The sequence below is a fragment of the Mycolicibacterium aurum genome (assembly GCF_900637195.1).
GTDB lineage: Bacteria > Actinomycetota > Actinomycetes > Mycobacteriales > Mycobacteriaceae > Mycobacterium > Mycobacterium aurum.
This window is the reverse complement of sequence record NZ_LR134356.1, coordinates 1318650-1341451: the sequence shown is the minus strand read 5'-3', so window position 1 is coordinate 1341451 and position 22802 is coordinate 1318650. Positions and strand designations below refer to the sequence as shown.

General features: G+C 68.6%; 25 protein-coding genes. 15 read left to right on the top strand and 10 right to left on the bottom strand.

The features are described from left to right. Positions 1-94: 94 nt before the first annotated feature. Positions 95-664, top strand: a complete 570-nt coding sequence (locus EL337_RS06515; RefSeq protein WP_048630229.1) for a TetR/AcrR family transcriptional regulator — start codon at positions 95-97, stop codon at positions 662-664. A 45-nt stretch (positions 665-709) separates the two neighbouring features. Here EL337_RS06515 and EL337_RS06510 read toward each other — a convergent pair whose 3' ends face one another. Both EL337_RS06510 and EL337_RS06505 read right to left on the bottom strand, forming a co-directional pair. After that, complete coding sequence (locus tag EL337_RS06510; protein ID WP_048630228.1) at positions 710-1885, bottom strand: M20 family metallopeptidase; 1176 nt, start codon at positions 1883-1885, stop codon at positions 710-712. Then, entirely contained in the window at positions 1882-3063 is a 1182-nt protein-coding gene (locus EL337_RS06505) for a M20 family metallopeptidase (RefSeq protein ID WP_048630227.1), read from the bottom strand. Before EL337_RS06505 ends, EL337_RS06510 begins: the two co-directional genes overlap by 4 nt. A gap of 45 nt (positions 3064-3108) precedes the next feature. Here EL337_RS06505 and EL337_RS06500 point away from each other — a divergent pair, with 45 nt between their 5' ends. Next, the gene (locus EL337_RS06500) at positions 3109-3903 is read left to right on the top strand and encodes a purine-nucleoside phosphorylase (protein WP_048630226.1); all 795 of its coding nucleotides are present in this window, start codon (positions 3109-3111) and stop codon (positions 3901-3903) included. Here the strand turns inward: EL337_RS06500 and EL337_RS06495 are convergent. Further along, positions 3849-4979, bottom strand: coding sequence for an AbrB family protein (locus EL337_RS06495; RefSeq protein WP_048630225.1), 1131 nt, complete (start codon positions 4977-4979; stop codon positions 3849-3851). The genes EL337_RS06500 and EL337_RS06495 overlap by 55 nt on opposite strands. Positions 4980-5068: 89 nt before the next feature. Here EL337_RS06495 and EL337_RS06490 point away from each other — a divergent pair, with 89 nt between their 5' ends. Both EL337_RS06490 and EL337_RS06485 read left to right on the top strand, forming a co-directional pair. Beyond that, on the top strand, positions 5069-5527 hold the full coding sequence (locus EL337_RS06490) for a MarR family winged helix-turn-helix transcriptional regulator (protein WP_048630224.1): 459 nt from the start codon (positions 5069-5071) through the stop codon (positions 5525-5527). Then, on the top strand, positions 5527-7149 hold the full coding sequence (locus EL337_RS06485) for a phospho-sugar mutase (RefSeq protein WP_370737121.1): 1623 nt from the start codon (positions 5527-5529) through the stop codon (positions 7147-7149). Before EL337_RS06490 ends, EL337_RS06485 begins: the two co-directional genes overlap by 1 nt. Here the strand turns inward: EL337_RS06485 and upp are convergent. Beyond that, the gene (upp, locus tag EL337_RS06480; protein ID WP_048630223.1) at positions 7131-7754 is read right to left on the bottom strand and encodes a uracil phosphoribosyltransferase; all 624 of its coding nucleotides are present in this window, start codon (positions 7752-7754) and stop codon (positions 7131-7133) included. The two genes, EL337_RS06485 and upp, sit on opposite strands and share 19 nt — an antisense overlap. A 51-nt stretch (positions 7755-7805) precedes the next feature. Between upp and EL337_RS06475 the strand changes: the two genes are divergently transcribed. The 3 genes from EL337_RS06475 to EL337_RS06465 all read left to right on the top strand — a co-directional run bounded on the left by EL337_RS06475 (position 7806) and on the right by EL337_RS06465 (position 9556). Then, positions 7806-8108: a type VII secretion target gene (locus EL337_RS06475; protein WP_048630222.1), complete on the top strand. Its 303-nt coding sequence runs from the start codon at positions 7806-7808 to the stop codon at positions 8106-8108. After that, complete coding sequence (locus tag EL337_RS06470; protein WP_048630221.1) at positions 8108-9199, top strand: C40 family peptidase; 1092 nt, start codon at positions 8108-8110, stop codon at positions 9197-9199. Before EL337_RS06475 ends, EL337_RS06470 begins: the two co-directional genes overlap by 1 nt. Positions 9200-9292: 93 nt before the next feature. Then, complete coding sequence (locus tag EL337_RS06465; RefSeq protein ID WP_048630220.1) at positions 9293-9556, top strand: hypothetical protein; 264 nt, start codon at positions 9293-9295, stop codon at positions 9554-9556. An 8-nt stretch (positions 9557-9564) separates the two neighbouring features. Here EL337_RS06465 and EL337_RS06460 read toward each other — a convergent pair whose 3' ends face one another. Beyond that, entirely contained in the window at positions 9565-10434 is an 870-nt protein-coding gene (locus EL337_RS06460; protein WP_048630841.1) for an LLM class F420-dependent oxidoreductase, read from the bottom strand. 136 nt (positions 10435-10570) lie between these two features. Here EL337_RS06460 and satS point away from each other — a divergent pair, with 136 nt between their 5' ends. Next, a complete protein-coding gene (gene satS / locus EL337_RS06455) occupies positions 10571-11821 on the top strand; it encodes a protein export chaperone SatS (protein ID WP_048630219.1) in 1251 nt (416 codons plus the stop codon). 159 nt (positions 11822-11980) lie between these two features. On the opposite strand, the gene EL337_RS06450 is transcribed toward satS, so the two are convergent. Genes EL337_RS06450 through EL337_RS06440 form a run of 3 tightly spaced genes read right to left on the bottom strand, consistent with a single transcriptional unit; the run spans position 11981 to position 14809 of the window. Beyond that, positions 11981-13069, bottom strand: a complete 1089-nt coding sequence (locus EL337_RS06450; RefSeq protein ID WP_048630218.1) for an adenosine deaminase — start codon at positions 13067-13069, stop codon at positions 11981-11983. Positions 13070-13079: 10 nt separating this feature from the next. After that, positions 13080-14390 carry a thymidine phosphorylase gene (locus EL337_RS06445; RefSeq protein WP_048630217.1) on the bottom strand — a complete coding sequence of 437 codons (1311 nt, stop codon included), beginning with the start codon at positions 14388-14390 and terminating at the stop codon, positions 13080-13082. Beyond that, positions 14387-14809, bottom strand: a complete 423-nt coding sequence (locus EL337_RS06440; RefSeq protein ID WP_048630216.1) for a cytidine deaminase — start codon at positions 14807-14809, stop codon at positions 14387-14389. Before EL337_RS06440 ends, EL337_RS06445 begins: the two co-directional genes overlap by 4 nt. A 217-nt stretch (positions 14810-15026) precedes the next feature. Between EL337_RS06440 and sdhC the strand changes: the two genes are divergently transcribed. The 5 genes from sdhC (at position 15027) to EL337_RS06415 (ending at position 19410) form a co-directional block, all read left to right on the top strand. Continuing rightward, complete coding sequence (gene sdhC / locus EL337_RS06435; protein ID WP_083442902.1) at positions 15027-15455, top strand: succinate dehydrogenase, cytochrome b556 subunit; 429 nt, start codon at positions 15027-15029, stop codon at positions 15453-15455. Between the two features lie 65 nt (positions 15456-15520). Beyond that, positions 15521-15940, top strand: a complete 420-nt coding sequence (locus EL337_RS06430; protein WP_232786712.1) for a succinate dehydrogenase hydrophobic membrane anchor subunit — start codon at positions 15521-15523, stop codon at positions 15938-15940. Between the two features lie 13 nt (positions 15941-15953). Beyond that, positions 15954-17708 (top strand): succinate dehydrogenase flavoprotein subunit, encoded by a 1755-nt coding sequence (gene sdhA / locus EL337_RS06425; RefSeq protein ID WP_048630213.1) that lies wholly within the window; start codon positions 15954-15956, stop codon positions 17706-17708. A 1-nt stretch (position 17709) separates the two neighbouring features. After that, positions 17710-18489, top strand: coding sequence for a succinate dehydrogenase iron-sulfur subunit (locus tag EL337_RS06420; protein ID WP_048630212.1), 780 nt, complete (start codon positions 17710-17712; stop codon positions 18487-18489). Positions 18490-18582: 93 nt separating this feature from the next. Next, positions 18583-19410: an alpha/beta hydrolase gene (locus tag EL337_RS06415; RefSeq protein ID WP_048630840.1), complete on the top strand. Its 828-nt coding sequence runs from the start codon at positions 18583-18585 to the stop codon at positions 19408-19410. 9 nt (positions 19411-19419) lie between these two features. Here EL337_RS06415 and EL337_RS06410 read toward each other — a convergent pair whose 3' ends face one another. Both EL337_RS06410 and EL337_RS06405 read right to left on the bottom strand, forming a co-directional pair. Beyond that, positions 19420-20619 (bottom strand): AI-2E family transporter, encoded by a 1200-nt coding sequence (locus tag EL337_RS06410; RefSeq protein WP_048630211.1) that lies wholly within the window; start codon positions 20617-20619, stop codon positions 19420-19422. 34 nt (positions 20620-20653) lie between these two features. Further along, positions 20654-21517, bottom strand: a complete 864-nt coding sequence (locus tag EL337_RS06405) for an alpha/beta fold hydrolase (protein ID WP_048630210.1) — start codon at positions 21515-21517, stop codon at positions 20654-20656. An 85-nt stretch (positions 21518-21602) separates the two neighbouring features. On the opposite strand from EL337_RS06405, the gene EL337_RS06400 reads away from it, so the two are divergent. Both EL337_RS06400 and EL337_RS06395 read left to right on the top strand, forming a co-directional pair. Beyond that, positions 21603-22112, top strand: coding sequence for a CGNR zinc finger domain-containing protein (locus EL337_RS06400; RefSeq protein WP_048630209.1), 510 nt, complete (start codon positions 21603-21605; stop codon positions 22110-22112). Positions 22113-22148: 36 nt separating this feature from the next. Further along, positions 22149-22721, top strand: coding sequence for a carboxymuconolactone decarboxylase family protein (locus tag EL337_RS06395; protein WP_048630208.1), 573 nt, complete (start codon positions 22149-22151; stop codon positions 22719-22721). Positions 22722-22802 lie beyond the last annotated feature (81 nt).

The window sequence follows — 22802 nt, the reverse complement described above, 5'->3', positions numbered from 1 at the left end:
AGACAAGCCGCCCGGCTAACTAGTGGTCTGCGTCCCCATCGAACGCCCGAGTGATCTGGGATACAGTGCCGCCGACCGGGGACGAGGGGAAACGATGGCCAGACCAGTCGCCACGCGTGGATACGCGCGCGAGCGCGTGCTGGAAGCCGCCCTCGACCTGTTCGCCGGCCACGGCGTCAGCGGCACCTCACTCCAGATGATCGCCGACCGCCTCGGCGTGACCAAGGCCGCCGTCTACTACCAGTTCCACTCCAAGGACGACATCGCGCTGGCCGTGGTGAAACCGGTGTTCGACGACATCGAGCACCTGTTGCGAATCACCGAGACGTTGCCGACGCCCGCGGCACGGCGCGGTGTGTCGATGAGCGGCATGGTGGAGCTGATCATCCGCCACCGCCGGGTCTCCAGCGTCTTCTACGGCGACCCGACCGTGCATCGTCTGCTCGAAGGACACGACGAGTACCGCCGCATCGGCGACAGGCTCGCCGACGTGCTGCTCGGCCCCAATCCCGACACCGCCACGCGGGTCGCGATCTCGATGCTCAGCGCCGGCATCCACGGCTGCGTGACAGACCCGATGATCGACGACCTCGACGACGCCGATCTGCTGGCGACGCTGTTGGACCTGACCAAGACTTTCCTCGAGGTCTGCGTGCACGACTGACTCTGCGGCGGCAGATGACACGAGCGGCCGCGAGGGCCGCGAGGGCTAGGACTCCTGCGCGGCCTGGTCGATCAGGTTGACCAGCAGCCGCACGCCCACACCCAGGGCACGTTCGTCGAGGTCGAATGTCGGCTGGTGCAGGTCCAGCTGCGGCCCGCGACCGCTCCACACCCCCAGCCGGGCCATCGCGCCGGGCACCTCCTCGAGGTACCAGGAGAAGTCCTCCCCGCCCCCGGACTGTTCGGTGTCGGCGAGCACGTCGGGGCCGATCGCTTCGATCGCGTGGGTCAGGATTCGCGTGGAGACCTCTTCGTTGACCACCGGCGGCACCCCGCGGCGATACTGCACGACGTACTCGATGCCGAGCGGCGCCAGCAGTGATGCCACCGCTTCCTGCACCACATCTTCAAGTGTCAGCCAGGTCTCGCGGCTGGCCGTCCTGATGGTGCCTGCCATGGTGCCGGTCTGCGGGATCGCGTTGGCCGCGACGCCGGCGTGGACCGCGCCCCACACCATCACCGTGCTGTGGCGAGGATCGATACGCCGCGACAGCACCCCGGGCACCCCGGTGATCAGCGTGCCCAGCCCGTAGACCAGGTCCCCGGTCAGGTGCGGGCGCGACGTGTGCCCGCCCGGGGAGTGCAGCGTCACCTCGATGTGGTCGGCCGCCGACGTGATCGGTCCGGCCTTCACCGCCACCCGACCCACGGCCAGGTGAGGGTCGCAGTGCACCGCGTAGATGCGTGACACCCCGGTCAGCGCTCCCGCGGCGATCGCGTCGATCGCACCGCCGGGCATCAATTCCTCGGCCGCCTGGAAGATCAACCGCACACCGACAGGCAACGCGGGTTCGGACGCCATCGCCAGCGCCGCGCCCAACAGCACCGCGGTGTGCGCGTCGTGGCCGCACGCGTGCGCCACGTTGGGCACGTCCGAGGAGAACGGCAGGCCCGTGCGCTCGGCCATCGGCAGCGCGTCCATGTCCGCGCGCAACGCCACCCGAGGGCCGTCGTCGGGACCGAAATCACACGTCAGGCCGGTCCCCCCCGGCAACACCTTGGGGTTGAGCCCGGCGTCGGCGAGCTGCGACGCGACGAACTGCGTCGTTCCGAACTCCTGGCGCCCGAGTTCGGGATGCTGATGAATGTGCCTGCGCCACCCGACGAGATCGTCATAGTGCTCGCTGAGCCACCGCGCGGCGGCATGCGACAACACGCTCACGATGCCCGCCTTTCCTGCTGTTCCAGCACCCTGCTCCGCTCGACGTCCGACTCGGCCAGCGCCACCACGGTCCTGGCGAGCATGATCGCACCCTCGACCACCGCCGTGTCCGCGCTGGCGTTGACTGCAGCGGCCGCGAACGCCGGCTGATGGATGGACGCGCCCCCGGCATCGATGCCGACGATCGGATGGATGCCGGGCATCACCTGGGTGACGTTACCCATATCCGTACTACCCAGCGGCAGTGAGGCTTCCACGTCGGCCGGTACGGGCGAGCGGCCGACGCGCACCATTTCGGCGCGCAGCACCTCCGCAAGCCACGGATCGGGGGCCAACTCCGCATACGCCGGCGCCGGTTCGGACACGTCGTGCTCGCATCCGGTGGCGACCGCCCCTGCGGCGAAGCAGCCCGCCATCCGAGACTCCAACTCCCGCAACGATTCCGAATTCGTTGCCCGCATCGTGTATCGCAACTCCGCGAGACCCGGGATGATATTGGACGCCTGGCCGCCGTTGGTGACGATGCCGTGCACCATCTGGCCCGGCGCCAATTGCTGGCGCAGCAGCCCGATGCTGACCTGCGCGACGGTGACGGCATCGGCGGCGTTGATCCCGAGGTACGGCGCGACGGCGGCGTGCGATTCGCGGCCGGTGTAGCGGATCGTCACTTCCGACAGCGCGAGCGACCGCGCCGCGGCGATGTCGATGGGGCCCGGGTGCAACATCACCGACGCCGCGATGTCGTCGAACACGCCCGCGTCGAGCATCAGCGCTTTACCGCCCCCGGCCTCCTCGGCGGGCGTGCCGAGCAGTACGACCGTCAGCCCGAGTTGCTCGGCCACCTCGGCGAGTGCCAGCGCCGTGCCCACCGCGGAGGCGGCGATGATGTTGTGTCCGCACGCGTGCCCGATGCCCGGCAGCGCGTCGTATTCGGCGCAGATCCCGATCACCAGCGGGCCGCTGCCGAACACGGCACGAAACGCGGTGTCCAGGCCGGCGGGTGCCTGCGTGAGCTCGAACCCGCGCTCGGCGACCAGGGCCGACGTCTTGGCGCAGCTGCGGTGCTCGGCGAACGCGAGTTCCGGCTCGGCGTGGATCGAGTGCGACAGCGCGACCAGGTCGCCGCGGCGACCGAGCACGGCGTCCTCGACGCACGTCGACGCGGCGGCTAAGGGCATGCGGGCAAGTATCTCACTGCGCAAAGCCCCACTAAGCTGCCGCCTGTGGAGGATCCGGCAGTAGCGGCCCAGGCGGCGGCGAATGCGCTCAGCGAACGCACCGGCGTCGACGCGCATGACGTCGCCGTCGTCCTCGGTTCCGGGTGGGCGCCCGCCGCGGCGCAACTGGGTGAGCCGTCGGCCGCCGTCCTGATGGCCGAGCTGCCCGGCTTCACCCCTCCGAGCGCCCAGGGGCACGGCGGTCAGGTGCTGTCGTTGCGGATCGGCGGGCACCGCGTCCTGGTGCTGCTGGGCCGGACCCACGCCTACGAGGGCCATGACCTGCGCCACGTGGTGCATCCGGTGCGGACGGCGTGCGCGGCCGGGGTGCGCACGGTCGTGCTGACAAACGCGGCAGGCGGGCTGCGGCCGGACTTCACCGTCGGCCAGCCGGTGCTGATCAGCGACCACCTCAACCTCACGGCACGGTCGCCCCTGGTGGGGGCGCAGTTCGTCGACCTCGTGGACGCGTATTCGCCGCGGTTGCGCGGCATCGCGCGCGAGATCGATCCCGGGTTGCCGGAGGGCGTCTACGCGGGACTGCCCGGTCCGCACTATGAGACGCCTGCCGAGATCCGCATGCTGCGGACGCTGGGCGCCGACCTCGTCGGGATGTCGACGGTGCACGAGACGATCGCCGCCCGGGCCGCCGGCGCCGAGGTTCTCGGGGTGTCGTTGGTGACGAACCTGGCGGCCGGGATGACCGGTGAGCCGCTGAGTCACGACGAGGTGCTCGAGGCGGGCCGTCAGTCGGCGACGCGGATGGGTTCCCTGCTCTCCGCGGTGATCTCCCGGCTCTGACCGGGATCCTTGCTCAGTTTGCGGCTCGCCCACACCACGCCGCGGGCCATCAGCGGCGCGGCGAACAGCATCAGCAGAATCCGCACGACCTGCGCGGCGATGACGAACGTGACGTTGGATCCGGTCTCGACCGCGGTGGCCAGCACGGCGTACACACCGCCGGGGCTGGTCGCCAGATATCCCTCGAGGGGGGTCAGGCCGGCGACGCGCGCCAACACGATGCCCAGTCCCGCCGTCGCGACACCGATGAACACGATCAACGCCACCGCGGCGGGCAGCAGCCGACCGACGCTGCGCAGCGAGTCACGGGTGAATGCCAGCCCGGCCTGCCAGCCGATCAGCAGGTAGCCGGCCTGCACCAGCACCATCGGCACCGACAAGCCGAACGAGTATCCGCTGACCTCGAGTGCGACCGTCAACGCCAGCGGTCCCAGCAGCCCGGCGCCGGGCAACCGGATCAACCGGCCGCCGATCGAGCCGACCACGACCAGGCCGACCATCATGGCGACACTCAGATACCAAGGTGCTGAGGTTGTTTCGGTGACGGCGGCGACATCGTGGGACCGGTCCGCGTGATAGATCACCGTGACGACGATCGGCATCGACGCGGTGACCAGCGCCACCCGTAGGTATTGCACGACGGCGACGACGCGATCGTCGCCGCCGAGTTCGCGGGCGATGGCCACCAGCCCCGATGCCCCGCCTGCCACCAGCGCCAGCGAACCGGTCAGCGGCGTCACGTCACGGCGCAACCCGAGCAACGCTCCGGCGAGCACGCTGAGCAGCAGCGTCCCGACGGCAACAGCGGCGACGATCGGCCAGTCGCCACCGAGCTGCGACAGTGCGTCGTGCTGCACCATTGTGCCGATGTAGACGCCGAGCACGCCCTGGGCGGCCAGCCCCATCTTGCGGGGCACCCGCTCGGGGCCCGCCGAGGTGAGGGCCAGCACGATGCCGACGGCCAGCGCGGCGAACAGCGCGGCCGACGGCACGCCGACCAGCGTCAGCGGAACAGTTACCGCGACACTGGCCGCGAGGAGGAGCATCCACCTGAGTATCTGTCGCCACCATGTCATCGTGATGGCAAGTATGCTCTTGGTAAATCAAGATCTCAACAAGGGGAATTCTCGATGCGGTGCGTCAATTACCAAGGAGTGACTTACTAATGTCGACCGCGGCAACGTCCACCTTCACTGCAGCCACCGAGCTGCGGGAATCGATGATGGCCGTGACCCGGCAACTGCGCAGACATCGGCCGGACAACGGCTTGACGCTGAGTCAGATGCAACTGCTCGGCGAGGTCAGCCGGGCGGGTGTCACGACGCCGGCCGAGCTCGGCGTGCGCCTGCAGGTGAAGGTCCAGTCGCTGACGGACTCATTCAACGAACTGGAGGCCCGTGCGCTGATCGTCCGCCGTCCCGACGCGCACGACCGGCGCCGCCAGCTGGTGCAGATGACCGACGACGGCACCACGCTGCTGGAAGCCGACCGCGCCGAGCGGGACGCGTGGCTGCACCGGACGATGCGCGAGAGCCTGTCCGCGCTGGAGTTCGACCTGCTGATGCTGGTGGCACCGATCCTGCGCAAGGTCGCAGAGGCGGACACAGGCACACTGTCGGAGTGATCTCCACTCGCGAGTTGCACGCGGCGGTACAGGAGTGGATCGCCCACGATCCGGATCCGGGCGCGGGCACGGAGTTGGCGGCCTGCACCGACGACGAGCTCGCCGACCGGTTCTCCCGACCGCTGACGTTCGGCACCGCCGGCCTGCGCGGGCCGCTGCGCGCGGGACCCAACGGGATGAACCTGGCGGTCGTCCTGCGCGCGACGTGGGCGGTGGCGAAGGTGCTGCGCGACCGTGAACTCGGCGGTGCACCTGTCGTGGTCGGCTACGACGCCAGGCACCGCTCCGCCGAGTTCGGCCGGGCCGCCGCGGAAGTGTTTGCCGCCCAGGGCTTCTCGGTGACATTGATGTTCACGGCCGTGCCGACCCCCGCGGTGGCGTTCGCCGTCAGGAGCATGGGCGCCGCTGCCGGGGTGCAGATCACCGCATCGCACAACCCGCCCTCCGACAACGGCTACAAGGTCTACGTCGCCGGCGGCCTGCAGATCATCTCCCCCACCGACCGCGACATCGAAAGCGCCATCGCGGCAGCGCCCCCCGCCGACGAGATCCCTCGTTCTCCGGTCACCCCTGCCGGCGCCGCGCAGCTGCGCGCCTACCTCGAGCGCGCCGCCTCGGTGCGCCGCACCACCGGTGCGGTGCGGATCGCCCTGACGCCGATGCACGGCGTCGGCGGTGAATTCGCCCTCGACGCACTGGCATTGGCCGGCTTCGGCGACGTCGGTGTGGTGGACCGCCAGTTCGCGCCCGATCCGGACTTCCCCACCGTCGCGTTCCCCAACCCCGAGGAACCCGGCGCGAGCGACCAACTGCTGGCACTCGCGGCTGACATGGACGCCGACATCGCGGTCGCCCTCGACCCCGACGCCGACCGCTGTGCGATCGGGGTCCCGACACCGGACGGCTGGCGAATGCTCAGCGGCGACGAAACCGGCTGGCTGCTCGGCGATTACGTGCTCTCCCACACCGATTCAGGGGCTGCGGTAGTGGCCAGCACCGTGGTCTCGTCGCGGATGTTGGCGCGCATCGCCGCCGCGCACGGGGCCCGGCACGTCGAGACATTGACCGGGTTCAAGTGGCTGGCGCGCGCCGATGAGCAGATCCCCGACGGAACCCTCGTCTATGCCTACGAGGAGGCGATCGGGCACTGCGTGGACCCGGCCGCCGTGCGCGACAAGGACGGCATCAGCGCCGCGGTACTGGCATGCGATCTGGTGGTCGCGCTCCGGCAGGACGGCCGCACCGTGCTCGACGCCCTCGACGCTCTGGCTCGCCGTCACGGCGTGCATACCACCGCCGCCGTCACCCGTCGCGTCGACTCCGCGGAGGCCGCCGCCGCCATGATGGCGCAACTGCGTGCCGCCCCACCCGACGACCTCGCCGGGTTCGCCGTCGCGGTGACCGACCTCTTACCCGCAACCGATGCCCTGATCCTCACCGGGGGCGATGACGACTGCTCGGTGCGGGTGGTGACGCGGCCGTCGGGCACAGAGCCGAAACTGAAGTCCTACATCGAGATTCGCTGCACTGGAGAACTGTCCACCGCCCGCGCGCGGGCCGCTGCGGAGCAGGACGCGGTGGCCGCCGCAGTTCGGGGGTGGGATCAGCGGGGGCCGAACTGACGGTCGCCGGCGTCGCCGAGTCCCGGCACGATGTAGGCGATGTCGTTGAGACCGGAGTCGATGGTCGCGGTGATCAAACGCAGTTCCGGTGCCATCTGCTCCAGTGCCGCAAGCCCTTCCGGGGCGACGACCACGCAGATCACGGTGACGTCGACGGCGTTGCGGGCGTAGAGCAGCTCGAGGGTGTGGATCATGGAGCCGCCGGTGGCGAGCATCGGGTCGAGCACGATGACGGGTTGCCGACTCAGATCGTCGGGCAGCGATTCCAGATACGGCGTGGGTTGATGCGTCTCCTCGTTGCGGGCCACCCCCACGAAGCCGACCTTCGCTTCCGGGATCAGCGCGTGGGCCTGGTCGACCATGCCGAGACCGGCCCGCAGCACCGGCACGAGCAGCGGCGGCGCGGCCAGCCGGGTGCCGGCGGTGGACGTCAGCGGGGTGCGCACCTCGATGACGTCCACCGGCAGCTCGCGGGTGGCCTCGTACACGAGCATCAGGGTGAGGTCGCGCAGCGCCGCGCGGAACCCGGCATTGTCGGTGCGCTCATCGCGCAGCGTGGTCAGCCGCGCTGCGGCCAGTGGGTGGTCGACAACGCGCACATCCATAGCTGCTGACCTTAGTGGGAACCGTCGGGCGGTTCTCGGCGTCATATCCATATGTCCGTCCGCCTGTCCGTCGACACCGGTCTGCTCCGTGACTACGGTGCCGCCTGCGCCGCCCACGCGTCCGACCTTGATGCCGCCGTCGATCGGCTGACTGCGCTCGGGCCCGCGCCCCTGTTCGGTCCGGTCGGAGCGCGCTTCGTCGCGTCATTGATCCGGGCCGCCGAGACCGAGGCCGGTACGCTCGCGCGGCTACGCAGCTCGGTCGCGGCGGGCACCACTGCGGCGCTCGGGTCGGCGGCGGAGTACGACGGGACCGACGACCGCGCCGCCTCGCGAATCACCGGCATTCGCTGATGCCGAGTGCGACGGTGGCGGCACTGGCGGCGCCGATCCGCCGGGTGCAGGCTCTGGTGGGGCCGGGGTGGACGGCCGACGCCGACGGTGATCCGGCGGCGACGCTGGCCGGCGTGCGCGACATGCTCGCCGACGTGGCGAGTGCGGCTGGCCGGGCCTGGCAGTACACCGGGGCGGAGTGGACGGGCGCCGGCGCGGACGCCGCCTCGGACTTCGCGGCGGCGACAGCCTCGGCCATCGACGCCGCCGCCGACCGTGCCGGTGGGCTGGGAGCGGCGGCCGAGACGGCAGCGGGAGCCGTGGCCCGCGCGCACCGGCGCCTGCAGGACATTGTCGAGGAGTTCGAAGCCAAGGCCGGCGCGCTGGAGCCCCACCTGGACTCGCCGGGGGTGGCACGGGAGCTGTTGGCCGCGGCCCGGGACGCGCTGGCCCGGGCGATCGCGATCGTCGAGGGATTGCAGGCCGAGTTGGACGCGCAGGCGGCCGCTCTCCCCGGCCCGGCCTTGTCAGCCCCCGCCGCGACGGCACCCGCTGGATACACCCCGGGCGCAGGCGTCCCCGCACTCGGTGGAGCTCCCGGATGGTCGGGCGGGTCCCCGATGGGCGGATTCGGGTCGCCCGACGCCGGAGCGGCTCAGCTCGCCGCCTTCACGCGTCCCGACGGAACAGAGACCCCGGACGCGGCATCGTTCGGGGAAGGGGTGGCGGTGCGTCTTCCGGACGGGACCGTCGTGATGGCGCCGAATGCGGTGGCCGCCAGCGCCGTCCGGCACGCACTGACCCAGCTGGGAGTGCCCTACCAGTGGGGCGGCACCACGCCGGGCGTCGGTCTGGACTGCAGCGGGCTCACGCAGTGGGCGTATCGCGAAGCAGGACTTGACCTTCCGCGGTTGGCGCAAGAGCAGGACATCGGCGCCGCGGTGTCCGCGGGCTCGCTGTCACCCGGCGACCTCGCCGTGTGGGACGGCCACGTCGCGATGGTCGTCGGCAACGGCGTGATGGTCGAGGCGGGCGATCCCGTCAAACTCTCCCCGATCCGGACCGCCAACGCGGGGCAGGGTTTCCAGGGATTCTGGCGCCCCACAGCCTGATCCCGCCTGATCACACCGGCAGAGCTCAGATTCCCCTCAGGGAACTCTTGGCCGGCGAAACTACGGTCACCCCCTGGGGAGGAGGTGCGACCGGTGCCCTATCAGGTGAAGGTCTACGGGTTCGTGGCGGTGGCGGTGGCGATCATGGCTGCCGGCATCCTTCTCACCTGGGCCTATATGGAGGTTGAACACCAGGAGGAACGCAATCGCCTGATGGAATGCATCCGGCACCAGACGCTGACGGATGGGGTCCTGCCCGCTCAGATGGTGATCGACGCGAACATTCAGTACTGCGACGGCGACGAGACATGGCTGTTCGAGGTCCCGGTGGCCTCGACTGCGGCGGCGGAGAGGTGATACTCGGCTCAGTTACGCACCGGCATCCACCGCCCCGCCAGATCGGAAATCCACGCCTCGGCGGCGATCGGATCCGCGGGCGGGCTGGCGACGAGAACCAATTCGTCGATTCCGGCGTCGCCGAGCCGGGCCGCATCGCCGGGGACCGGGTCCTGCAGCGCCACCGCCAACCGGAGGTCCGCCGGATCGCGGCCCACCTCCCGACACAGCGCCCGCAACCTGGACGCCCGGAACGCCGCCTCCTCGACGTCGGCGAGGTTGAACCCGTACCACCCGTCACCCCACTCGGCGACACGACGCAACGCCGCGTCGGAGTTGCCACCGAGCACGACCGGGATGGACCGGCGGTGTGGCTTCGGGTTGACCCGCACCCGGTCGAACGACACGAACTCCCCGTCATAGGACGCGACGTCGTCGCGCCACAGGGCCCGCATCGCAGCGACGTACTCCGCCATCCGGCGTCCGCGTCCCTCGAACGGCACCCCGAGGGCGTCGTACTCCTCCCGGGACCATCCGATGCCGACCCCCAGCGACAGCCGGCCACCGGTCATCCGGTCCAGCGACGCCGCCTGCTTGGCGGCGATCACCGGATTGTGTTCGGGCAGCAGCAACACACCGGTCGCCAGCTCTATCCGGTTGGTCGCCGCGGCGGCAAAGCTCAGGGTGATCAACGGGTCCAGCCAGTCCGCGTCAGCCGAGATCGCGATGCGGCCGTCGGGGCTGTACGGGTAGGGCGACACCGGATCGTCGACCATCACGACATGCTCACCGGCCCACAACGTCGCGAAACCCGACCGCTCGGCGGCAGCCGCCACAGCATCGATCACGGTGCGCTGCGCACCAGCTCCGATGCCGAGTCCGTGCAAGCCGAGGGAGATCACTCGGCGATCATGGCAGGCCTGACAAACACGAGAAGCGACGAACGGGTTGCGGTACGGCAACGGTGCCCGACCCCTGCACCAACCGCAGCCATGCCTCTCAGCACGCCAAGCCTCGGTGGTTAGGCTGTGCCGCATGGCTGCTGACATCGTGCCCATCGGGCTGAAGCTGACGAAGGGCGACGTCTACACGCTGTGGGCGCCGCGCTGGCGCGCCGACGGCGACGAGTGGGAGGCCTTCCTCGGCAAGGACGAGGACCTCTATGTGCTCGAATCGGTCGCTGACCTGGCTGCGTTCGTCCGCACCAACCACGACAACGACCTGGTCGATCACCCGGCATGGGGCAAGTTGACCGAGGCCAATGCCCATCGGCTCACACCGACCGAGGAGCACACCCACGACCTGGTGGTGCTGGAGGAGCTGCTGTCGCAGAAGCCGACGCAGGAGAACGTGGACGCGCTGCACGGGGCGCTGGCCGTGGTGTCGTCGATCGGATCGGTCTGCGAGCTGCCCGCGGTCACCAAGTTCTTCAACGGAAACCCGATGCTCGGGACCGTCGGCGGCGGCGCCGAGGCGTTCGCCGGTCGCGCGGGCCGCAAGCGCTGGGCCGAGATCGAGAAGGTCATCGCACGAGGCTGGGACAAGGTCATCGAGGCCCTCGACGAGATCATCACCATTCCTGAGGTCGATGCGGCGGCCGCGGCGAAGGCCCAGGCCGAGCTGGACGAGGACGCCCCCGAGTTCGATGACGACGACCTCGTGATCGACGACGTCGTCGACACCCCGGAGGAGGCCGACGAGCTTGCCGCCGAAGCCGAGACCAAGGTGCTCGGCAGCGACAAGGACTTCTGGGCGCGGGTGGGCATCGACCCCGTCCGGATCATGAGCAGCGGCGGCACCTACTTCACGTTGCGCTGCTACCTCGAGGACCGGCCGATCTTCCTCGGCCGCAACGGACGCATCAGTGTTTTCCCGTCCGAGCGTGCGCTGGCCCGCTACCTGGCCGACGAGCACGACCACGACCTGTCCGATCTCGCCACCTACGACGACATCCGCACGGCGGCCACCGACGGCTCGCTGCGTGTCGAGGTCGACGACGACAACGTCTACGTGCTGACCGACATCGTCGACGACCTTGCCGAGGGCCCCGAAGCCGTGGACCACGACCAGCTGGAGCTGGCGGTCGAACTGATCCGCGACATCGGCGACTACTCCGAGGACACCAGCGTGGCCGCCAAGCTGGAACCGGGAACCGCGCTGGGCAGCGTGATCGCCCACGTGCTCGACCCCGCGTCGGTCAAGCGCCCGAACGGGCCGTACGCCGAGGCGGTCACCCAGTGGGAGTCGCTGGAGAGGCTCGTCGAGTCGCGCCTGCGTTCTGAATAGACGGGTCGCTGCGCGAGCGCGCGTGTCTGCACGGCGCCACGCCGGATTTGGGCGTACGTCGGCGCGCACTCGTCCGCCGCGAGCGCGCGTTGAATGCCAGAGATTGCGGCGCGCCGCTGTGCAGACACGCGCGCTCGCGGGGCAAGGTTCCCGAGATCCCTAGCCGACCAGCACGGCGTAGCGGGGCTTGATCACCTCGTCGATGATGGCCAGGCGCTCGTCGAAAGCGATGAACGCCGACTTCATCGCATTGATGGTGAACCGCTCGAGATCGCTCCATCCGTAGCCGAACGCGTCGACCAGCCGTTGCATCTCCAGGCTCATCGTGGTGTCGCTCATCAGCCGGTTGTCGGTGTTAACCGTCACCCGGAAGCGCAGCCGCGCCAGCCGGTCGAACGGATGCTCGGCGATGCTCGCCACCGCCCCGGTCTGCACGTTGGAGCTGGGGCACATCTCGAACGGGATTCGCTTGTCCCGCAACAGCGACGCCAACCTGCCGAGCTTCGGGCCGCCGTCGGCATCCATGTCGATGTCGTCGACGATACGCACGCCGTGACCCAGCCGGTCGGCGCCGCAGAACGCGATCGCCTCGTGGATCGACGGCAGTCCGAATGCCTCCCCGGCGTGAATGGTGAAGCGCGCGTTGTTGCTTCGCATGTACTCGAACGCGTCGAGGTGCCGCGACGGCGGGTAGCCCGCTTCGGCACCGGCGATGTCGAATCCCACGACGCCCTTGTCCCGGAACCGGATCGCCAGCTCGGCGATCTCCCTCGACCTCGCCGCGTGGCGCATCGCGGTCACCAGGCAGCGAACCGTGATGGCCCGCCCGTCGGCGCTGGCAGCCTTCTCGCCGTCGGCGAACCCGGCGAGCACCGAGTCGACCACGGCGTCCAGCGACAGACCACCGTCGATGTGGAGTTCGGGCGCGAAGCGGATCTCGGCGTAGACGACGTTGTCCTGGGCCAGATCCTCGACGCATTCGCGCGCGACGCGGTGCAGCGCGTCGGGAGTCTGCATGACCCCGACCGTGTGGGCGAACGGCTCCAGGTAGCGCACCAGCGACCCGCTGTGCGCCGCGGTACGGAAGAACGTCGCCAGGCCCTCGACGTCGGTGGCGGGCAGCTCGTCGTAGCCGTACTGCCCGGCCAGCTCCAGCACCGTCGCAGGCCGCAGACCGCCGTCGAGGTGGTCATGCAGCAGCGCCTTGGGCGCCCGCCGGATGTTGTCGAGGGTCAACGGTGTCGTCACGAGTCACTCCTTACGTGAGGCGATCGATGATCAGCGGTCGCGTCGCCGGCGCCCGGTCTCCGACACTCCAGGCACCGTCGAGCTCGGACACCGCGGGCGCGAGGCGCTCGACGGTGTCGGTGTAGAGGGTGAACAACGGCTCACCCGCGGCCACCGGCTCACCCGGCCGGCGGTGGATACGCAGTCCGGCGCCGAACTGCACCTGCTCGCCCGGTACCGAGCGGCCCGCTCCGAGCCGCCATACCGCCAGTCCCACCGCCATCGCGTCGATGTCCCCCATCGTGCCACCGTGAGGGGCGCTGACGGTCTCGGAATACGCGCCCAACGGCAGTGAGTCCGCAGACAAGGCCGCGACATCGCCGCCCTGCGCGGCCACCAGGTCGCGGAACCGGTCCATCGCCGTCCCGTCGCGAAGCGTCTGCGCGGGGTCGACCCCGTCCAGGCCGGCGGCGTCGCACATCTCGCGCGCCAGCGCCAGCGTCAGCTCCACGACGTCCTCGGGGCCGCCGCCGGCGAGCACCTCCAAGGATTCGACCACCTCGACGGCGTTGCCTACGGTGCGTCCCAGCGGAGTGTGCATGTCGGTGAGCAATGCCCGGGTGCGCACGCCGTGCTCGGTGCCGAGATCGACCATCGTGCGGGCCAGCTCCCGAGACTCGGCCTCGGTGTCGAGGAACGCCCCGGAGCCGACCTTCGAGTCCAGCACCAGAGCGTGGGTGCCCTCGGCGATCTTCTTGCTCATCACCGAGCTGGCGATCAGCGGCAGCGATTCCGTGGTGGCGGTGACGTCGCGCAGCGCATAGATCTTGCGGTCGGCAGGCGCGAGTTCCCCGGCCGCGAAGATCGCCGCGCCCAGATCGCACAGTTGTTGCCGGATCTGGGCTTTGGGGATCTCGGCGGTGAATCCGGGGATGGACTCCAATTTGTCCAGAGTGCCGCCGGTGTGGCCCAGCCCGCGACCGGCCGCCTGCGGCACCGCACCGCCGCACGCCATCACAACGGGCACCAGCGGGATGGTGATCTTGTCCCCGACCCCGCCGGTCGAGTGCTTGTCGACCAGCCGCAGCGGCTTGCCCGCGCGACGCAGGTCGGAGAAGTCGAGCCGCTCCCCTGAGGCGATCATTGCGGCTGTCCACCTGGCGATCTCGGCGTTGGACATGCCGCGCAGGAAGATCGCCATCAACAGCGCCGACATCTGCGCGTCGGCGACGCGGCCGTGCGTATAAGCCTCGATCACCCAGTCGATCGCGGCATCGGAAAGCACCCCGCCGTCACGCTTGGTCCGGATGACGGTCGGGGCGTCGAAAGTGAACTCGGTCACGGTGTCTGCCCGCCCGCATTCTCGGTGCGCGCGAGGTCCTCTGGCCCGAACGCGTCGGGAAGCAGCTCCCGCAGTGCCCGCGGGCCCCGCGGATGGTCGATCAGGAGCTCGGGTCCGCCGTGTTCGAGGAGCACCTGGCGGCAGCGCCCGCACGGCATCAGAACCTCGCCGTCGGGGCCCACACACGACAGTGCAACCAGCCGCCCGCCGCCGCCGGAATGTAGGGCGCACACCACTGCACACTCGGCACAGAGACCTAGGCCATATGAGACATTCTCCACATTGCAACCGGTGACGATTCGGTCATCATTCACCAGCGCGGCAGCACCCACCCGGAAGCGCGAATACGGGGCGTAGGCATGGCCGGACACATCAATTGCCTTGCGACGCAACATATCCCAGTCGATTTCTACCGTCACGTCAGGTCACCCGCGCCGAATCTGAATCCATTCCGAACTCCTCCACCCGTGACCCCAAGTCCCGGGTAGGTAGACCTAACTTCGAGGCTCAACAAGGGCATATCGCCACACGCTAGTTCGTTCAGCAGTACAAAGGGGATTAGAGTCGCCCCGAGGTTTGGGGTCCGGTAATCAGCACCGAATTCCGAGCCTCCACCGATGGCGTTGGAGGGTCACTATGAGTACGGCGATACCAGCCGATACCGATACACCGGCACCACGATCGAAGCCGTCGAGTCGCCGAACGTTCTACCGCGGCGACCCCGGCATGTGGTCATGGGTGCTTCACCGTATCTCGGGTGCGACGATCTTCTTCTTCCTGTTCGTCCACGTGCTCGACACGGCACTGGTCCGGGTAAGCCCGCAGGCCTACAACGAGATCATCGAGACCTACAAGAGCCCCATCATCGGGCTCATGGAGATCGGGCTCGTCGCGGCGGTTCTCTACCACGCACTCAACGGCATCCGGATCATCCTGATCGACTTCTGGTCGGAGGGTCCGCGCCACCAACGCAAGATGCTCTGGGTGATCGCAGGACTGTTCATCGCCCTGTTCATCGCCTCACTCGGTGTCATCGGCATGCACATGGCGGAGCGGTTCCTATGAGTTCACAGACACGGTCGGAGAACCCCTACGACCACATCAGCGATCGCGGCGGGCCGGCTCCCGTCATGCAGCGCAACTACGACCGACCCGCAGGCCTGGACAACCCGCGCGCGCCGCGGCGCTCCGGCGGCATGCCGAACTTCGAGAAGTACACCTGGCTGTTCATGCGGTTCTCGGGCCTGGTTCTCGTTTTTCTGGCTCTCGGCCACCTGTTCATCATGCTGATGTGGGAAGACGGCGTGTACCGCATCGACTTCAACTACGTCGCCGAGCGGTGGTCCTCGCCGTTCTGGCAGACCTGGGATCTGCTGCTGCTGTGGCTGGCTCAGCTGCACGGCGGCAACGGCATGCGCACCATCATCGCCGACTACACCCGCAAGGACTCCACGAAGTTCTGGCTCAACACTCTGCTGGCGCTGTCGATGGCTTTCACGCTGGTGCTCGGAACCTATGTGCTGCTGACGTTCGACGCGACAATTTCCTGATCGGGAGCTACTGATGATTGTTGAACATCGCTACGACGTCGTCATCGTGGGTGCCGGCGGTGCCGGCATGCGCGCCGCCGTGGAGGCCGGGCCCCGGGTCCGCACCGCGGTGCTGACGAAGCTGTACCCGACCCGGTCGCACACCGGAGCCGCGCAGGGCGGCATGTGCGCCGCCCTGGCCAATGTCGAGGAAGACAACTGGGAATGGCACACCTTCGACACCGTCAAGGGTGGTGACTACCTGGCCGACCAGGACGCCGTGGAGGTCATGGCCAAAGAGGCCATCGACGCGGTGCTCGACCTGGAGAAGATGGGGATGCCGTTCAACCGCACCCCCGAGGGCCGCATCGACCAGCGCCGCTTCGGCGGGCACACCCGCGACCACGGCAAGGCGCCGGTGCGTCGCGCCTGCTACGCCGCCGACCGCACCGGCCACATGATCCTGCAGACCCTGTACCAGAACTGCGTCAAGCACGACGTCGAGTTCTTCAACGAGTACTACGCGCTCGACATCGCCATGACCGACACCCCGTCGGGCCCGGTGGCCACCGGCGTCATCGCCTACGAACTCGCGACCGGAGACATCCACGTCTTCCACGCCAAGGCGATCGTGTTCGCCACCGGCGGCTCCGGCCGCATGTACAAGACCACGTCCAACGCGCACACGCTGACCGGCGACGGCCTCGGGATCATCTTCCGCAAGGGACTCCCCCTGGAGGACATGGAGTTTCACCAGTTCCATCCGACCGGCCTGGCCGGCCTCGGGATCCTCATCTCCGAAGCGGTGCGCGGCGAAGGTGGCCGCCTGCTCAACGGCGACGGCGAGCGGTTCATGGAGCGGTATGCGCCCACGATCGTCGACCTCGCGCCGCGCGACATCGTCGCCCGCTCGATGGTGCTGGAAGTGCTCGAAGGCCGCGGCGCGGGGCCCAACAAGGACTACGTCTACATCGACGTGCGCCACCTCGGCGCCGACGTCCTGGAAGCCAAGCTCCCCGACATCACCGAGTTCGCCCGCACCTATCTGGGGGTGGATCCGGTCAAGGAGCTCGTGCCCGTCTACCCGACGTGCCACTACGTTATGGGCGGCATCCCCACGACCATCAACGGCCAGGTGTTGTCGGACAACACCACCGTCGTCCCCGGCCTCTACGCCGCGGGTGAGTGCGCCTGCGTCTCGGTGCACGGCGCCAACCGGCTGGGCACCAACTCGCTGCTGGACATCAACGTCTTCGGCCGTCGCGCCGGCATCGCCGCCGCGAACTACGCACTGGGACATGACTTCGTCGACATGCCGGACAATCCCGCCGACATGGTGTCCGGCTGGGTCGGAGACATTCTCTCCGAGCACGGCAACGAGCGCGTCGCCGACATCCGGGGTGCGTTGCAGCAGTCGATGGACAACAACGCCGCGGTGTTCCGCACCGAGGAGACGCTGAAGCAGGCGCTCACCGATATCCACAAGCTCAAGGAGCGTTACGGCCGTATCACGGTGCAAGACAAGGGAAAGCGTTACAACAGCGATCTATTGGAGGCCATCGAGCTCGGCTTCCTGCTGGAGCTGGCCGAGGTCACCGTGGCGGGCGCATTGAACCGCAAGGAATCTCGCGGCGGACACGCCCGGGAGGACTACCCCAACCGCGACGACACCAACTACATGCGCCACACCATGGCCTACAAGGAGGGCACAGACCTGCTCTCCGACATCCGGTTGGACTATAAGCCGGTAGTCCAGACGCGGTACGAGCCGATGGAACGGAAGTACTGAGATGACCGCAATCGCCGAGCCCGAGACCAAGGACCCCGAGCTGCCTCCCGTTCCCGAGGGCGCAGTGATGGTGACGCTGAAGATCGCGCGCTTCAACCCGGACGACCCGGATGCCGCGGGGTGGCAGAGCTTCCGCGTGCCGTGTCTGCCGTCGGACCGCCTGCTCAACCTGCTGCACTACGTGAAGTGGTACATCGACGGGACGCTGACGTTCCGCCGGTCCTGCGCCCACGGCGTGTGCGGCTCGGATGCGATGCGGATCAACGGCGTCAACCGGCTGGCCTGCAAGGTGCTGATGCGCGACATGCTGCCGAAGAACGCCTCCAAGCAGCTCACCATCACGATCGAGCCGATCCGCGGCCTGCCCGTGGAGAAGGACCTGGTCGTCGACATGGAGCCGTTCTTCGACGCGTTCCGCGCGATCAAGCCGTACCTGATCACGTCCGGCAATCAGCCGACGCGCGAACGGATTCAGAGCCAGACCGACCGCGCCCGCTACGACGACACCACCAAGTGCATCCTGTGCGCCTGCTGCACCACCAGCTGCCCGGTGTACTGGACCGAGGGTTCGTACTTCGGACCCGCGGCGATCGTCAACGCCCACCGGTTCATCTTCGATTCGCGCGACGAGGGCGCCGCCGAGCGTCTGGACATCCTCAACGACAAGGACGGTGTGTGGCGCTGCCGCACGACGTTCAACTGCACCGAGTCCTGCCCGCGTGGCATCCAGGTGACCAAGGCCATCCAAGAGGTCAAGCGCGCGTTGATGTTCGCCCGCTAGCTTTTCCGCGTGTCGATACTGTCCTGGCGACCCGCCGCCGACGTCCTCGCGCGTCTCTTCGCCCGGTTCGTCGACCCCGCGCCACGTCCGGCCGTGCGGTTTCCGGACGTCGACGGCGACGTCAGCACCGACGTCGTCGCCACCCGGCACGGGCCTGCGCCGGTGACGATCTATCGGCCGCCCGCGACACCCGAGCCTCCCGCGGTGTACGTCAACGTCCACGGTGGCGGCTTCGTCGTCGGCCACCCCGACCAGGACGATCCGTGGTGCCGGTATCTCGCGGCACACGCGGGCGTGGTCGTCGTCAACGTCGACTACGTGCTCGCGCCCGCACACCGGTTCCCCGCCGCGGCCGAACAACTGCTCGACGTCCTGCGATGGGCAGCCGACCCGGACCGGGACTGGGACGGTACCCGGCTGTGCGTCGGCGGCCAGAGCGCGGGCGGCAATCTGTCGGCCGCGGTCAGCCGGATGGCGCTGGAAGACGGCGACCCCGAGATCGCGCTGCAGGTGCTGCACTATGCGCCGCTGGATCTGGTGACGCCGACCGCGCAGAAAACCTCGCCGCTGGGCGGCCGCGCCATCCTCACACCGTGGATGGGCGAGGTGTTCGACACGGCCTACATCCCGTCCCACGACCACCGGACGCACCGGCTCGCCTCGCCGGCGTGGGGATCCAACGCCGACGGGATCGCCGGCATTGCGCCGGCCGTGGTCATCACCACCGAGTACGACCGGCTCAAGGACGAGGGCGTGCGCTACGCGGCGAAGCTGGAGGCTGCGGGGTCGCTGGTTCGACATCACGACGTCGCGGGTGTCGACCACGGCTACAACATCATGAGCGACGACGTCGCGGTGACCCGTCGGATGTATGACCTCATCGTCGCCGACGTGCGCGAGGCGACGACGCCCCGATCCTGACGGTTGGCGTCAGGTGGCCGGGTGACGATCGGGCGACACCGGCGAGTCCTCGTCCTGGGCGGTCTCGTCCGCGTCAGCGTCCTCCTTGTCGGAGGCATCGTCGTCGTCCTCGGGTGGCGGATCCTCACCCGCCCGCTCGGCCACCTGCTCGCCGTAGTACCGGATGATCACCGCCAGCGTCGCCGCGACCGGAACCGCCAGGAACGCACCGATGACGCCGAAAGTGGAGGCGCCCAGCGTCACTGCCAGCAGCACGATCACCGCGTGCAGCTTCATCGACTTGGATTGCAGCCACGGCTGAAGCACGTTGCCCTCGAGCTGCTGCACAGCCAGAATGATCGCGAGCACGATCAGCGCATCGACGGGGCCGTTCGAGACCAGAGCGATCAGCACGGCCAGTCCCCCGGCAACGAACGCACCGACGATCGGCACGAAGCCACCGATGAACGTGATGATGGCCAGCGCGTACGCCAGAGGCACGCCGACGACCACCAGACCGATGCCGATGAGCACCGCATCGACGAGGCTGACCAGCGCCTGGGTGCGGATGAATCCGCCGAGGGTCGCCCACACGCGCTCCAGCACCTCGGCAAGGTGTGGACCAGCCGGGTTGCCGACGGTGCGTCGCAACCACGGGGTGAAGCGGGTCCCGTCCTTGAGCAGGAAGAAGGTCACCACGATCGCGGTGAACAGGGTGACGAGTGCCGACGTCGCAGCCCCCACCCCGGTGAACACGCCGGACGCAATCTGCGCGCTGCTGGAGTTCAGCCGGTCGGTGATCTCCGCGACTGCGGAATTGAGCTGGGCCTCACTGATATTCAGCGGTGGCCCGCCGAGCCAGTCACGCACCTGCACGACACCCGCGGACGCCTGCTGCGCCAGCTCGGTGGACTGCTCGACGATCGCGGGCGCCACCGCGGCGATCACTCCCGCGATCACAGCGACGCCAAGCAGGAGAACCAGCAGCGCGGCTGCCGCCGGGGGAACGCCCTTGCCCAGCAGCCAGCGCACCGGCGGCCACAGCACCGTGCACACGATCAACGCCAGCACCACGGGCAGGACGATCACCCAGGTTTCGCCCACCACCCACGCAAGACCCCAGAGCACCGCGGCCACCGCGACGAGTTGCAGAGACACCACCGCGCTCGACCGCAGGTGTGCGCTGAAGATCGACCCGCGACTGGGAGCATCCAGCGTCTTTTGGTTCACCCGCCCTTTCTACCCATCGGGCGCCGAGTTGAACTCAGAGGCGGCGGGACAGGAAGTCACGCATCAGGGCGGTCACCTCGGCGAGGTCGCTCTCCAGCAGGAAATGGCCGCCATCGAGGAGATGGATCTCGGCGTTCACCGCATCGTCGGCGAATCCCCGCGCGCCATCGGGTCCGAAGAACGGGTCCTTGTCGCCCCACACCGCCAGCACGGGGACGGCGCTGGCGCGCAGGTAGTCGTGCAGTGCCGGGTAGATCTTCGGGTTGCTCGCGTAGTCGAGGAACAGTTTGAGCTGGATGGCGTCGTTCCCCGGACGCGACAGCAGCGCGAAGTCGTGGTTCCAGGTGTCCGGGCTAACAACGCTCTGGTCGCGCACACCGGCGGTGTACTGCGTCTTCGTGGCGTCGTAGCTGAGGAATTCGCGCAGCGCCGCCGCCGTCTCGGGTGTCTGCTCGCGCTGGTAGTTCCACACGACCTGCCAGCCCTCGGGGACGAAGCCGGCGTCGTACCCGTTGCCGTTCTGGGTGATGATCGCGGTGACGGCCTGCGGGTCGCGCAGCGCCAGCCGCCACCCGATCGGCGCACCGTAGTCCTGTACGTACATGGCATAGCGCGTGACACCGAGCTGCTCAAGCAGGCCGGCCACCGAGTCGGCCAGGGCGTCGAAGGTGTAGTCGAACTCCTCGACGGTCGGGGCGTCGGAGTAGCCGAAGCCGAGATAGTCGGGCGCGATGACGTGATACCGATCGGTGAGTTCGGGGATCAGGTTGCGGAACATGAACGAGCTGGTCGGGAACCCGTGGAGCAACACAACGGCCGGAGCGTCGGGATCGCCGGACTCGCGGTAGAAGACCTGGCGCCCGTCGACCGTGGCGTAGCGATGGTGGACAACGCTCATAACTAACTCCTATTCGTTCTTTTACCAGTTAGCCCCATTGAACGCGCGGTTGTGTAACCTGTCAATAGCACTTTGGAGGTTAGTTATGGACGTGTACGCCACGAGCGCGGCCGACGAGGCCTTTCTGCTCGACCTGTTGAACACGACGCCGGTGATCGACGGCATCCCGACGGACGCGCTACCCGACCCGGCGACCGCGGCCACCTGGCTGCGCGCACACAACGTGCCCGCGACCGCCACCGAATGGGCGGCACTCGTCAAGGCGCGTGGCGCCCTGCAGACAGTGGTCCGGGGTGAGGAGTCCGCAGCCACCCTGCAACCGTTCCTCGAGCAGGCACGCCTGGTCCCGACCGCGGGAGACGGCGGCCTGGCGTGGCGCCTCGACGGCGGTCCCGCAGGCGGCGCGGTGCGTGCCGTCGTGGCCTGGGACGGACTGCGCATCACCAGCCCCGGCCGCCTCCGCCCGTGCGCGAACACCGAATGCCACCTGTTCCTGATCGACCGGAGCAAGCCGAACACCGCCCGCTGGTGTTCGATGGCAATCTGCGGCAACAGGATGAAGGCCCGCAGGCACTATCAGCGCACGCGTTCCTGACTGTCACACTCGGGCGGGCTGCGTCGTCTGATCGATATGACCACACGCATCGACCCCGTCTCCCCGCACCGCGCCTCACTGATGACCCGGCTCATGTGGCGCTACGCCAAACGCCGCTTCGGCGAGGTGCCCGAACCGTTCGCGATCTACGCCCACCATCCCGGCCTGATGCTCGCCGGCGCGATGCACGAAGGAATGCTGGAACGCGCGTCCACCGAGTTACCCGCCAGCGTGCGTGAATTGGCCGTGTACTGGGTGGCCCGCCAGATCGGGTGCTCCTGGTGTGTCGATTTCGGCGCGATGCTCATGCGGATGGAGGGGCTGGACATGGTGCGGCTCAAAGACATCGACGACTACGCGACATCGCCCGGGTTCTCCGAGGACGAGCGGGCCGGCATCGCCTACGCCGCGGCCATGACGACGGATCCGCACACCGTCACCGACGAGCAGGTAGCCGACCTGCGTCGCCGGTTCGGAGACAAGGGCGTCATGGAGCTGACCTATCAGATCGGCGTCGAGAACATGCGGGCCCGGATGAACACCGCACTGGGAATCACCGAGCAGGGCTTCAGTTCCGGCGACGCCTGCCGGGTGCCGTGGGCACGGTGACCGAACTCCTCACCTGGTGGCGCCCAGCGCCGGCCGTTGCCCATCGCGCGACAGTTGTTGCACTGGAATGCAACTCAACGG